General features: G+C 67.5%; 13 protein-coding genes. 9 read left to right on the top strand and 4 right to left on the bottom strand.

All coding sequences use genetic code 11. The features are described 5' to 3' along the window. Positions 1 to 40: 40 nt before the first annotated feature. From NI1_RS32390 to NI1_RS32360, 7 genes are all read left to right on the top strand, one after another. Positions 41 to 844, top strand: a complete 804-nt coding sequence (locus NI1_RS32390) for an ABC transporter permease (RefSeq protein WP_067828690.1) — start codon at positions 41 to 43, stop codon at positions 842 to 844. After that, entirely contained in the window at positions 837 to 1,652 is an 816-nt protein-coding gene (locus NI1_RS32385) for an ABC transporter permease (RefSeq protein WP_067828687.1), read from the top strand. Before NI1_RS32390 ends, NI1_RS32385 begins: the two co-directional genes overlap by 8 nt. Further along, complete coding sequence (locus NI1_RS32380; protein WP_067828684.1) at positions 1,649 to 2,629, top strand: ABC transporter ATP-binding protein; 981 nt, start codon at positions 1,649 to 1,651, stop codon at positions 2,627 to 2,629. Before NI1_RS32385 ends, NI1_RS32380 begins: the two co-directional genes overlap by 4 nt. Before the next feature lie 167 nt (positions 2,630 to 2,796). Continuing rightward, positions 2,797 to 5,751, top strand: a complete 2,955-nt coding sequence (locus NI1_RS32375) for a sensor histidine kinase (RefSeq protein ID WP_067828682.1) — start codon at positions 2,797 to 2,799, stop codon at positions 5,749 to 5,751. Further along, positions 5,748 to 6,176: a roadblock/LC7 domain-containing protein gene (locus tag NI1_RS32370; RefSeq protein ID WP_067828679.1), complete on the top strand. Its 429-nt coding sequence runs from the start codon at positions 5,748 to 5,750 to the stop codon at positions 6,174 to 6,176. Before NI1_RS32375 ends, NI1_RS32370 begins: the two co-directional genes overlap by 4 nt. Next, positions 6,173 to 6,610, top strand: a complete 438-nt coding sequence (locus NI1_RS32365) for a DUF742 domain-containing protein (RefSeq protein ID WP_067828670.1) — start codon at positions 6,173 to 6,175, stop codon at positions 6,608 to 6,610. The genes NI1_RS32370 and NI1_RS32365 overlap by 4 nt, the downstream gene beginning before the upstream one ends. Then, positions 6,591 to 7,190 (top strand): GTP-binding protein, encoded by a 600-nt coding sequence (locus tag NI1_RS32360; protein ID WP_305781590.1) that lies wholly within the window; start codon positions 6,591 to 6,593, stop codon positions 7,188 to 7,190. The genes NI1_RS32365 and NI1_RS32360 overlap by 20 nt, the downstream gene beginning before the upstream one ends. 369 nt (positions 7,191 to 7,559) lie before the next feature. Here NI1_RS32360 and NI1_RS32355 read toward each other — a convergent pair whose 3' ends face one another. Then, complete coding sequence (locus NI1_RS32355; RefSeq protein ID WP_067828658.1) at positions 7,560 to 7,880, bottom strand: hypothetical protein; 321 nt, start codon at positions 7,878 to 7,880, stop codon at positions 7,560 to 7,562. 467 nt (positions 7,881 to 8,347) lie between these two features. Between NI1_RS32355 and NI1_RS32350 the strand changes: the two genes are divergently transcribed. Then, positions 8,348 to 8,950, top strand: coding sequence for a DUF4254 domain-containing protein (locus tag NI1_RS32350; protein WP_067828655.1), 603 nt, complete (start codon positions 8,348 to 8,350; stop codon positions 8,948 to 8,950). Here the strand turns inward: NI1_RS32350 and NI1_RS32345 are convergent, their stop codons facing one another. Genes NI1_RS32345 through NI1_RS32335 form a run of 3 tightly spaced genes read right to left on the bottom strand, consistent with a single transcriptional unit; the run spans position 8,951 to position 11,506 of the window. Then, entirely contained in the window at positions 8,951 to 9,277 is a 327-nt protein-coding gene (locus NI1_RS32345) for a hypothetical protein (RefSeq protein WP_067828652.1), read from the bottom strand. Further along, positions 9,278 to 10,426 (bottom strand): fatty acid desaturase family protein, encoded by a 1,149-nt coding sequence (locus NI1_RS32340; RefSeq protein ID WP_067828649.1) that lies wholly within the window; start codon positions 10,424 to 10,426, stop codon positions 9,278 to 9,280. Positions 10,427 to 10,441: 15 nt separating this feature from the next. Further along, positions 10,442 to 11,506, bottom strand: coding sequence for a ferredoxin reductase (locus NI1_RS32335; protein ID WP_067828646.1), 1,065 nt, complete (start codon positions 11,504 to 11,506; stop codon positions 10,442 to 10,444). A gap of 193 nt (positions 11,507 to 11,699) precedes the next feature. Between NI1_RS32335 and NI1_RS32330 the strand changes: the two genes are divergently transcribed. Then, entirely contained in the window at positions 11,700 to 12,320 is a 621-nt protein-coding gene (locus NI1_RS32330; protein WP_067828643.1) for a TetR family transcriptional regulator, read from the top strand. Positions 12,321 to 12,344: the final 24 nt, after the last annotated feature.

Genomic DNA, 12,344 nt, shown 5'->3' with positions numbered 1-12,344 from the left:
GATTGCCGCCGGAGCGCAGCACCCGTAATGTCAAACTCTTGTGCGCAGTACGGTGGGGGTCTACTGGCAATTGGTCAAGGCGGGCTTCCGCCGGCAATCGACGTACCGGCTGGCCATGCTCGCCGGCCTGATCACCAACCTGGTCTTCGGCTGCGTGCGCGCCTCCGTGCTGACCGCGGCGGTGCACGCCGGCAACGGATTCGGCGGCTACGACAGCGGGACCATCGGCGCCTACATCTGGTTGTCGCAGGGACTGCTCGGAGCCATCGCCTTCTGGGTGGTGCCCGATATCGTCGAGCGCATCCGCACCGGCGATGTGGCCATCGACTTCCTGCGGCCCATCGACATCCAGATCGCCGGGCTCTCGGAGTATCTCGGCCGGGCGGGCGCCACGCTCATCCCGCGCGCGCTGCCCAGCGTCGTGCTCGGCGCGCTCACCTTCGGCCTCGCCTTCCCCGCCACGCCCGGACCCTATGTGCTGGGCGCGATCAGCATGGGATTGGCGATGGCGCTCTCCTACCTGTCCATGTTCGCGGTCTGCCTGGCCGGCTTCTGGCTGGTCGAAACCCGGGGACTGCGCGCCCTGCACATGATCCTGGGCACCTTCCTGGCGGGCCTGTTCGCGCCGGTGCACCTGTTCCCGGACTGGCTGCGCACGCTCGCCGGCGCCACCCCGTTCCCCTCCATGCTGCAATGGCCGATCGACGTGCTCTCGGGTCGCAGCACCGGTGTGGACGCCATCGAAATCATTGCCGTGCAATGCTTCTGGATGGTCGTGCTGCTCGCCGCCGGACAATTGCTGCTGCGCGCCGGCCGCCGCAAACTGGAGGTGCAAGGTGGCTGAGACCCGCCCCTCCGCATTCGCGCCCTATCGCGCCGTGATCGCCTCCCGGCTGCGCGCCCAGCGGGCCTATCCGATCTCCTTCGCCACCGATGTCTTCAGCGCCTTTCTCATCGGGCTGGTGGAATTCGGCGAAATGTGGGTGATCTTCCACAATGTGCCGCAACTCGGCGGGCTCGAATTGAACGGCATGCTATTGCTTTTCGGGCTCAGCAATACCTCCTTCGCCATCGCCGACATGCTCGTCGGGCACGCCGACACGCTGCCCACCTACATTCGCGAAGGCCGCCTCGACGCTTTCTACCTACGCCCGCAACCACTGCTGCTGCAACTCATGACCAGCGATCTGGCGCTGCGCCGGCTGGCCCGCATCGCGGTGGCGGCCACCGTGCTCGGCTTCGGCCTCACCCGCAACGACATCGACTGGACCGCAGCGCATCTGATCCTGTTCACGCTCACCCTGCTCGCCGGGATCGCGATCTTCGCCGGGCTCTTCGTGACCGCCGCCGGGGTGCAGTTCTTCCTCATCGACGGCGCGGAACTGACCAATGCCTTCACCTACGGCGGCTCCTACGCCTCCATGCAGCCGACCTCGGTCTTCCCCGGGCCGATGAAGCTGGTCTTCGGATTTCTCATTCCGGTCGCCTTCACCTCCTACCTGCCCGCCATCGCCCTGCTCGGACTGCCCGGACCGGCCCTACTGCCCGCCTGGCTGGCCTGGGCCGCGCCGATCGCCGCGCTGTGGGTGTGGGCGGCGGCCCTGTTCATGTGGCGAGCGGGCACCAGGCACTATCAAGGAGGCGGCGGATGAGCGCTCCGGTCATCGAGATCGAGGAACTGACCAGGACTTTCGTACTGCACCGCAAGACCGGGCGCTGGCGGCGGCGACGCGAGGAGATCACCGCGGTGGACGCCATGAGCTTCCGGGTGGAGCGCGGGGCCGCGGTCGGCTACATCGGCGCGAACGGGGCCGGGAAGTCCACCACCATCAAGATGATCACCGGCATCCTGGTCCCGACCTCGGGACGGCTGCGCACCTGCGGGCTGGATCCGGTGCGCCGGCGGCGGGAGCTGGCCGGGCGGATCGGGGTGGTCTTCGGACAGCGGTCCCAGCTGTGGTGGGATCTGCCACTGCGCGAATCGTTCTCGATCCTCGCCGCGATCCACCGCCTCGAACCGGGCGCGGCGCGCACCCGGACCGGCGAGCTGGTGGAGCAGCTGGAGATGGCCGGGACCCTGGACACGCCCGTGCGGCAGCTGTCGCTGGGGCAGCGCATGCGCGCGGAAGTGGCGGCGGCGCTGCTGCACTCGCCGGAGCTGGTGATCCTGGACGAACCCACCATCGGCCTGGATGTCCTGTCCAAACAGCGATTACGCGAATTCCTGCGCTACGAGCGGGCCGAACGTGGCACCACGCTGCTGCTGACCACCCACGATATGGGCGATATCGAGCGGCTCTGCGAACGGGTGCTGGTGGTCGACCACGGCCGCCTCGCCTACGACGGTTCGCTGGCCGGGCTGGCCGCCACCGTCGGCGCGCACCGGGTGCTCACCGTGGATCTGGCCGAGCCGACACCCGATCTGACCGATCTGCCCGGCTCGAAACTACTGGGCAGCGAGGGCTCCGGCATGCGGCAGCGGCTGGCCTTCGATACCGAGATCACCACCGCCGCACAATTGCTCGCGGCGGTCTCGGCGCGCGCGGAGGTGCGCGACCTGTCCATCGAGGAACCCGATATCGAAGACGTGGTGCGCCGGATCTACGAGGCCGCGCCCGCACTGCCCTGAGCGACACGGCCGGCATATCCGCGCGACCCGCGCCGCGGTGAGCCGTTGTTCACTCCGTTGTTTCCCACAGGATGCGGAGAACACATCTGGCTATCACACATTGTGACCAGATTTGTCAGAACGCCCACGCGATTCGATGCGCGCACGGCGGCCGATATCAGGAGTGTGTGGATTTGCGTTCGGCTGAATTGTCGCCGCCGGGTGACGCGAAGCTCACCGCCGCAACGGAATTCGTGCGTCCGCGCACCATTCGCGCGCGCCTGCGCCGCATTCTCGTCGTCTCGGTGGCGTTGGTATTGGCGCTGCTGGGGCTGATCATCGCCGGTGAAGTGAGCAAATACCGCGATACCGGCGCCACCGCGAGCGCGGTCGACCTGGCTTTGGCGACACAGGATCTGGTGCACGAGGTGCAGCGCGAACGCGGCCTCACCAACGGCCTGCTCGGCGGCGACGGCGGTCTGCGCGATGCCGTGACGCAGCAGCGCTCCGCCGTCGACTCGGCGCTGCAAGCGCTGAACCGCACCCTCGCCGACGAAGCACCCGGAGCCGATCAGGTGCGCGCGGCGCTGTCACAACTCTCCGGCGTGACCGGGAACCGGGCCGACGTGGACGCGCGGCGCGTCGACCGCGCCAACTCGTTCACCTTCTACACCAATGCGATTCTGGCGCTGAATCAGGCGCGGCCGGGCTCGCAGCGGGCGAACGACGACGCGCTGTGGCGCGGATTGCAGAGCCTGTACGCGCTCGGCGAGGTCAAGGAGTTCACGGCGCAGGAGCGCGGCTTCCTCAACGGCGTCTTCGCCGCGGGCGGATTCGGCGCCGGCGAATACGTGCAGTTCCTCGATATCCGCGCCGGCAAGCAGGCCGTCGTCACCGCCTTCGAACGCGATGCCACCCCCGGCCAGCGCTCCCAGCTGTATTCGGCCATGCGCAGCGATGATTCGGTGCGGGCCGCCGAAGCCGAGGCGGTGGCCATCGGATCGGTGCGCGGGCCGCTGCTGGAACCGGTCGACACGGCCGCCTGGTGGCGGCAGATGAGCTCGGTCATCGATGCCGAACGCGGGGTGCAGCGGTCGGTGGGCGAGCAGATCCACGCCCGCGCCGAGGAATTGCGTGGTGACGCGGCCATGGTGCTCGCGCTGTACGTGCTGGCCGCGCTGTTCGCGGTCGCCGCGCAGGTGAGCCTGGTGGTCGCGACGGTGCGCGCCATCGTGCGACCGCTGGCCGGGCTCGCCGAAGCGGCCGATGTGGTGGCCGAGCAGCGGCTGCCGCAACTCATCGCCGCCTGGCAGGAGGAATCCGGAACCGACCCGGCGCCACCGGAACCCGTGCGCGCCGACGCGAGCGCGGGCGAGGAGATCGTCTCGGTCGCGCACGCGCTGGATCGGGTGCAGACCACCGCCTACGAGCTCGCCTCCGCCCAGGCCCGGCTGCGCCGCAACACCACCGAATCGATGGCGAACCTGGCGCGCCGCAATCAGAACCTGGTGCGCCGCCAGCTCGGCCTGATCAGCGATTTCGAACGCGAGGAACTGGACCCCAACGCACTGTCCAACCTCTTCGAACTCGATCACCTGGCAACGCGGATGCGCCGCAATGCCGAGAGCCTGCTGGTGCTGGTCGGGGAATCGTCCCCGCGCCGCTGGGCCAAGCCCATCCCGCTCAGCGATGTCATCCGCGCCGGCCTCTCCGAGGTGGACGACTACCGCCGCGTGGTGCTGCGCCGGGTCGACGAGATCGCCATCACCGGCGCGTCGGTCAGCGAACTCGCCCATATGCTCGCCGAACTCATCGAGAACGGATTGTCCTTCTCCCCACCCGATCTCGAGGTCGAGATCTACGGCCGGCGCATCGGCCCCCGCTACATGCTCGCCGTCGTCGACCACGGCGTCGGCATGCCCCCCGACCAGCTCGCCATCGCCAATGCCCGGCTGAAGGGCGAAGCCGACTTCCTGGTGGCCCCCACCCGCTTCCTCGGCCACTTCGTCGTCGGCCGCTTGGCCCGGCGCCTGGGCATCCAGGTCGAGCTCACCGTCTCCCCCACCAGCGGCGTCGTCGCCCGCCTCACCCTCCCGGCCGACCTGCTCGCCGACCCCAACGCCCCGGCCCCCGTCTTCCCCGAGGACGCCAAACACGCCGCGCCCCAGCCCAACCCGCCGATCCAGGACGCACTGACGGCCCCCGCGCCCACCGCCGGCCGCCACTCCGCCCCGACCGGAACCCACCCGGCCGCCGACGGAACCGGCGCACCGGCATCCGACACGTTCCACGCCGACATCAGCGGTGGTGAGAAGTTCGCCCCCGCCGACGCCGACGGCCCGATCACCGGCTCCTACCCGATTCCGGTCCCTGGCAACCCGATCAAACTCGTCCCGCTCACCGACGTGGACGGCAAACCCTGGCAGTCACCGAACTCCGATCGGAACGACAGCCCGCTATCGGCCGCCGGACCGGCAAACCCGATGGGCGACAATCGATTCCCCGATGCCCGGGGTGCCGCCAACGGCGCTTTCCCACGCGGACTCGATCCGGCTCCGGCCAACGGCGCTTCCCCGCAGGGGTTCGACCGCCCGGCTTCGGCCAACGGCGTTTCCCCCCGTAGGTTCGACGATCCGGCTCCGGCCAACGGCGCTTCCCCGCACGGGTTCGACCATCCGGCTCCGGCCAACGGCCGACCCGGATCTAATGGGCGCGTCGTCCGGCCGGGCGTTCCCGGGATTTCGTTGGGCGGCAACGCAGCCGACGGTCAGCCGGGGGTGGGCGCCGGGCCGGTACCGGGCGGATACGCCGTGCCGCGGGCTGCCGTCGCGGCGCCGGTTGGTGACGGGGTGGTTTCGGGGGGCGCAAACGGGGCGGCCGCGGCTGTTGCGGAATCCGTTCCGGGCGTGCAACGTACGCGAAACGGTCTCGTCAAGCGGGAGCGGAAGACTCGCGAGAAATCGGGCGCCGCTCCGGGTGGCGCCCAGCCCGAGACGGGCACCCGGCCCGTCGCGCCGATCGCCGAACGATCTCCGGAGGCGGTGCGCGGCATGCTGGCCGGGTTCCGGGCCGGGCATCAGCGCGGCGAGCGGGATACGCCGCCGGTACCCGGGGGCACGATTGCACAGGAGGACCGCAGGTGACCACCCACTACACCGACACCGACCCGCACACCTTCAACTGGCTGCTGGCCGACTTCGTGCGCACCACCTCCGGCGTGCGCGACGCGGTCGCGGTCTCCTCCGACGGGCTGCTGATGGCCATGTCCGAGGGGCTGGACCGGACGGCGGCCGACCGGCTCGCGGCCATCGTCTCCGGGCTCACCAGTCTGGGCCGAAGCGCTTCGCGCAGTTACGATTTCGACGGGCTACGGCTCATCATGATCGAGATGGGGCGTGGGTTCCTACTGGTCTCGGCGATGGCCAACGGCAGCTGTATCGGCGTCATCGCCGACAGCGACGCGGATGTGGGGCTGGTCGGATATCAGATGGCGGTACTGGCCGACCGGGCCGGCGCATTGCTCACCCCGGCGCTGATCACCGAATTACGAGAGTCGTTGAGCCGATGAGCGATTCGCATAGATTGCCGGATCCGCGCATGATCGCGCTGAACCGGCCAACCGACTGGACCGGCAGCTACCCCGTGGTGCGGAGCGAAAAGCCTTCCGCCGCAAGCGAAGCCGAAGAACAAGTGGTGCGCCCGTTCATGATGACCTCGGGCCGCACCACCCCCCTGGTGGACGGCCTGCGCCTGGAAACCCTGGTCCGCGCCACCCCCGCCGCCCTGTCCGCACCACTGCGCTTCGAACTGGAGCGAGTGGTGCGGCTTTGTCAGCGCCCCCACTCCATCGCCGAAATCGGCGCCGCCCTGCACGTCCCGGTCGGGGTGGCACGGGTATTGGTCAGCGATCTGGTCTCGGCCGGGCACGCGGCCGTGAACGCGCCCGATGAATTGTCCGTGTCCGCACTGGAAAGGATCCGGGATCTTGTTCGGGCCCTCTGAGAACTCCGCCCCCGCCCCGCTCGCCTCCTCGGTCAAGATCGTGATCAGTGGCGGGTTCGGCGTCGGGAAAACCACTTTGATCGGCGCCATCTCCGAAATCGAACCCTTGGCCACCGAGGCCGCCATGACCACCGTCTCGATGGGCGTGGACGATGTGGGCCCGGCGACCGGGAAGACCACCACCACGGTGGCCCTGGACTTCGGCCGCATCACCCTGGATCAGAGCCTGGTGCTCTACCTCTTCGGCACCCCGGGCCAGGAACGCTTCGAATTCCTCTGGGACGACCTGCTCGACGGCGCGCTCGGCGGCGTGATCATGGTCGATACCGATCGCGTCGAGGACTGCTACCCGGTGCTCGACTTCTTCGAACGCCGCCGCACCCCGTTCGTGGTGGCGGTCAACCGATTCGCGGGCGGCCGCGCCTTCGAACTGGACGAGGTGCGCGAGGCCCTCGACCTGGACCCGACCGTCCATCTGATGAATTGCGATGCCCGCGACCGGGAATCGGTGAAGCTGGTGCTGGTGGCGCTGCTGGAGCAGATCCTGACGGCCCGGCGCGCCCCCGCGCTGGCGGGCTGAGCCCGGACCTTCGCAGCGGATCCGGGCCCGGCGGCACCGGCTACGAAAAACCGCCCCGAGTGCATCCACTCGGGGCGGTTCGCCCGAAAACCCTTCGCAAAAATGCGATTAACGACCGAAGGAACCGGTCCACAAGGTGTTGAGAATGCCGCTCAACGCCGCCGAACCGGTGCTGAACAGTCCGTCGAGGGCAGCGCTACCAGTATTGATGATGACCGGAATCATTTTTCAACCTCTCTGTTGGTTCCGCCGCCGGCCGGGATCTCCGATCGGCGACTGGACCCACCCTGCCGAGGGAGGCTTACACATCCCTTGCCAGTAGCTGAGAGGTAACTAAGAGCTGGTGTGCGCTGTGCCACACGGCGGAAACTAATGCGACGCAGGCCCGTCCGCCGAGTACAGACTCACCTCACCGTCTTCCCCCAGGAAGGCGTTGACCAGCATCGTTCCGCTGGAACGCAATTCGTCGGGATCCGGCGCGGCGGTGGTGACGGCGATCTGCGGCAGCGCCGCCCAGTTCACGACGTAGCGCTCGGGCGGTCCGTTGTCGTCGGAGAGGTGCGCCAGGCGGAACACCGACACCGTCCGGCGAACGATCAGATTGCGCACGACTTCGGCGATTCGCTCCGGGTCTTCCAGTGCGAACATGAAACCGAATCGCAGCTCGGGTGATGACGCATAGGCGGGCACGAATATCGAGGCTAACGGAGTACGGCGCGGCGCGCGCCCGGCACGCCGCACCGATAGCTATTCATAAGCCTCGGTAACTTACCGGCGCGTAGACCCGGTGGTCTCTCTTCGGGCTCGAAGTCCCATCCGTCCCATCCGTCCCGCCGCGAGGTGTCGATCCGCCACCAAACGCAGCACCCATGTGACCCAGTCGTAATGCTGTATAACGATTTTCAGGCAGGTTCGCCGATCACGCGCCGGATGGTTGCGCCCGTTCGACTATCGCGCTTTCCTGAATATGTCCCGCATTATCGGACAGTCTCCCCCTTCGCATCGTCGCGGATTTCCCGGTTTCTTCACCGTGTCGTTTGTTTGGTGGGCTGTGCGTTCCGTCAGTGCGGTACTGCGCCGGAGCCGAGGGGAGCCCCTCCCCGAAACCCCCTCGGCCCTGGCGCATCCACTTCAGCAACAGCCAAAGGGTGGGACACATGGCAACCGACTACACCGAAGCTGGTTTCGGGGCCGAACTTCCCTCGCCATCAACGCTGCTGCGCGCCTTCCGGGAACCCGTAACCACCGACCGTCGCGACCGTGACGTGCTCGAAGCCGCCCACGAACTGGTGCAATGCCACGAACGCAGGGCCAATGCCCTGCGGGCCGCGCACGCCGCCGGAGCCACGCCCGCCCGCGTGGTCACGTGCAGCCAACTCGTAGATGACATCGACGAACGCCGGGCCGAACTGGTGGCGCGCATCGACGATTGGGTGGCGGTGAACATCCCGCACCGCACGGGAGCCTCATTGCACACCGAGACGCTCGGGGCGGTCATCGATCGGATGGCCGCGAAATGGGTTGCGGCACAACAGGCTTTGGGCGCGACGTCCGGAGCCGGCTCGCGGCCCGCCAAAAACAACGGGGACGGGCGGTCACGACGACCCACCCGTCCACATCGTGTCAGCGAGGACAAGCCGCACCGGAGCGTGGACAGTGAAGCCCACCTCCAGTGGTACCGGCTCGCCGAACTCGCCGACGGCTACAAGGATCTGATCACCGAAGTCGCCCAGCACCGCCGGCGACTTCCCGTTTGGTAGTCAGAATCTGCGAGGATCCACGACCTCGGCGTCGATGACCTCGCCCGGCTCCGCGGGGCGCGCCCGCGGGGTCGAGATGTCCTGTGCCACAGGCGCTTCCGGCTCATCATCGTCGTCCAGGTCCGCGGCGCGCTGCGCCTTGGCGTCCTGTTCGGCGGCGGCCGCGGCCTCACGCATCTCGATGGCGTCGGTGATCCAGTCGCCGATCTCGCGCGTCACCTCGGCCACGGTGCCGGTGATGATGTTCGCGATATTGCCGACGTGCTTCGCGCCCGACGACGTCAGCTCCTGGATCAGATCCTTGTTGCTTTCGAATTTCCCGATCATTTACACGCCCACTTCGGTAGCCATCCCCCGACGCATCACGATAACAGCTGGTTCAGCCGATTTCCTCACGAGCATGGGCGGCAGCGCGAGCTTGAACAGCTTGCCCCAAACCGAGCCGATCTGCTTCGAGAAGCGGCCGGTGTTGTAGGGCAGGCCGTGCTTCTTGCAGAGCGCCTCGACCTCGGGCGCGATCTCCGGGTAGCGGTTCGCGGGCAGGTCGGGGAACAGGTGGTGCTCGATCTGGTGCGAGAGGTTCCCGGACATGATGTGGAACAGCTGGCTACCGGTGATATTGGCCGAGCCGAGCATCTGGCGCACATACCACTCGCCCTGGGTCTCCTCGGCGCACTCCTCCTGGGTGAACGTCTGTACGCCCGTCGGGAAGTGCCCGCAGAAGATGATGGAGAACGTCCAGATATTGCGGACGATATTGGCGGTGAAGTTGGCGGCCAGCGTGGACAGGAACAGCGGCCCGGTCAGCGCCGGGAACACCACGTAGTCCTTGAGCACCTGGCGCGACGCCTTCTTCCACTGGCCGGTGACCAGCGCCTTGATATCCGACCAGCTGCGCTTGCCGCGCACGATGTTCTCGACCTCGAGGTCGTGCCCCATCACGCCCCACTCGAAGGCCATCATGAGCGCGAAGGCGTAGAGCGGATTGCCCAGCCGCAGGATGTTCCACTGCTGCGCCTCGTCCACCCGCAGGATGCCGTAACCGATGTCGCGGTCCATATCGAGGATATTGGTGTAGGTGTGGTGCATGTAGTTGTGCGAGTGCCGCCACTGGTCGCCCGGGCAGACCGTATCCCATTCGAAGGCACGGGAATTCAGCGTCGGCTCACGCATCCAGTCCCACTGGCCGTGCATGACGTTGTGGCCGATCTCCATATTGTCGAGGATCTTCGACACGCTCAGTGCGGCCACGCCGGCCAGCCAGAACGGCGGCAGGAAGCCCAGGTAGAGCAGACCGCGCCCGGCGATCTCCAGCCCGCGCTGGGTCTTGATGATCTTGTAGATGTAGTCCCGGTCGCGATCGCCCAGATCGGCGGTGATGCGGGCGCGCAGGGCATCGAGCTCCTTGCCGATCTCCTCGACCTGCTCGACGCTCAATACCAGGGGTCCGTCTTTGGTTTCGGTGAGAATCGCCATGACGATCCCTCCTTCTCAGATCGCGATGTCGACGTCCCCGACGGGGGCGTTGACACAGATTTGAATGGACTTCTCCGGGTCGCTGTCCAGCTCACCGGTCTTCAGGTTGCGCGTGCAGCCGCTGTGCTTGACGGCGGTGCAGGTGAAGCAGATGCCCATGCGGCAGCCGTATTCCGGTGCCAGACCGGCCTTTTCGGCCTGCTCCAGCAGGGACGCCCCGGTGTTCTCGGCGATCACGCCGCTACCGGAGAAGGTCACCTTGCCCTCGGCATCGGCCGGGTCGGCGCTGACCGTGGTGAGGGTGAACTCCTCGCTGTGCAGGCGATCGCCCAGCTGTTCGGCCTCGTAGACGGTGCGCACGGCCGCCATCAGGCCGGGCGGGCCGCACAGGTAGGTCTGCGCGCTGGAGAACCAGGGCGCGAGGGACTCCAGTTCGTCGTAGCCGAACGGGGCGTGCTGCCCGGTCTCCGGGTAACGGAACTCCACCCGGATATTGCTGTGCTGCATGGCGATCGCCTCGAGCTCCGCGCGGTGCGGGACCCATTCGGGAGAACGGTTGTAATGCAGGAACAGCACGCGGCCGCGGTAGTTCTCGTTTGCGAGCGTGCGCAGCATGGACAGCACCGGGGTGATGCCGCTGCCGCCGCTGATCAGCACGATCTGCTCGGGCCGGGGCTGCGGCAGGTGGAATACGCCGGCCGCGGGGTCGAGGTCCACCACCATGCCCGGGATGGCGTTCTCGTGCAGGTAGTTCGAGACCAGGCCGTGCGGATGCGCCTTGATCGTGAGCTCGATATGCCGGTCGCGGCGCCCCTGGGCATTGACCGGGGAGTAGCAGCGGACGTGGCGGACACCGTTGATGATCACGCCGAGCTGCACGTATTGCCCGGCCTCGTGGCCGGACCATTGACGGGTGGGCTTGAGGGTGAGGGTGAGCGACCCGACCGCGCTGCGGCGCACGTGGGTGATCTCCGCCCGCATATCGCGCAGGGTCAGGGTGGGGCGCACCAGTTCCAGGTAGCGATCCAGCGGATGCGGGGTGGTCAGTGTCTTCTGCACCAGGTCGATGAGTCCGACCATGCGAGCCTCCTGTCGCGTCGCCGGGCTGAGCGACGCCTCTTCGCTGTTCGATATGCCCCCGAAACCGATTCCCAATCATTTCGGTGCACATCTGTACACTGAGATAGTGTGCCGGGTGAAGGCCCTCCAGTTCAACAGGCAGTTCGTGTGACCCACACGACATATCGCGAATGGAACGAATGTGAACGCATGTATGCTCATCGACGTGAGCGAGCAGGCAGCTACCCGAGTCGAGCGCAAGGAACGCACCCGTGCGGCGCTGCTGGAAGGCACCCTCACGCTCGCCGCCGACCGGGGTTTCGCGGCGCTGTCGCTGCGTGAGATCGCGCGCTCGGCGGGCATCGTGCCGACCGCCTTCTACCGGCACTTCGCCTCGCTCGACGAACTCGGCACCAGTCTCGTGGAAGAGGGCGTGCGGCAATTGCGCCTGGCGCTGCGGGAAATGCGGCGCAGTCCGAACGCGAAGCTCAGCGATACGGTGCGGTTCGTGTTCGAGCAGGTGGCCGGCAAACGGGATCTCTACGGGTTCCTGCTGCGCGAACGCCACGGCGGTTCGGGGGCGCTCCGCACTGCGATCGCCGTCGAAATGCAGCTCATAGTGCGCGAATTGGTGGTGGATCTCTCACGCGTGCGAGCCCTGGACGCCTGGTCGCCCGACGATCTGGAGCTGGCCGCCGACCTCATCGTCTCCACCGTGGCCGACCGGATCGCCGACTATGTGATCGCCGACCCGCGCGAGCGCGCCCGCATCGTGGACCGCGCGGTGTATCAGGTGCGCCTGATCGCCCTCGGCATGGGCACTTGGCGGCCCTGACCTCCGTTATCCGACGGAAACCAG

Origin of the sequence: Nocardia inohanensis NBRC 100128, from assembly GCF_001612945.1 — a bacterium.
Lineage (GTDB): Bacteria > Actinomycetota > Actinomycetes > Mycobacteriales > Mycobacteriaceae > Nocardia > Nocardia inohanensis.
Note: the sequence above shows the minus strand (reverse complement) of the source record. Positions and strands in the feature narration are given on the sequence as shown.

Coding starts and splice junctions, on each gene's coding strand:
- NI1_RS32330 (WP_067828643.1), top strand. CDS start 11,700: ATGCTCATCGACGTGAGCGAGCAGGCAGCTACCCGAGTCGAGCGCAAG.
- NI1_RS32340 (WP_067828649.1), bottom strand. CDS start 10,426: ATGGCGATTCTCACCGAAACCAAAGACGGACCCCTGGTATTGAGCGTC.
- NI1_RS32335 (WP_067828646.1), bottom strand. CDS start 11,506: ATGGTCGGACTCATCGACCTGGTGCAGAAGACACTGACCACCCCGCAT.
- NI1_RS32380 (WP_067828684.1), top strand. CDS start 1,649: ATGAGCGCTCCGGTCATCGAGATCGAGGAACTGACCAGGACTTTCGTA.
- NI1_RS32350 (WP_067828655.1), top strand. CDS start 8,348: ATGGCAACCGACTACACCGAAGCTGGTTTCGGGGCCGAACTTCCCTCG.
- NI1_RS32345 (WP_067828652.1), bottom strand. CDS start 9,277: ATGATCGGGAAATTCGAAAGCAACAAGGATCTGATCCAGGAGCTGACG.
- NI1_RS32365 (WP_067828670.1), top strand. CDS start 6,173: ATGAGCGATTCGCATAGATTGCCGGATCCGCGCATGATCGCGCTGAAC.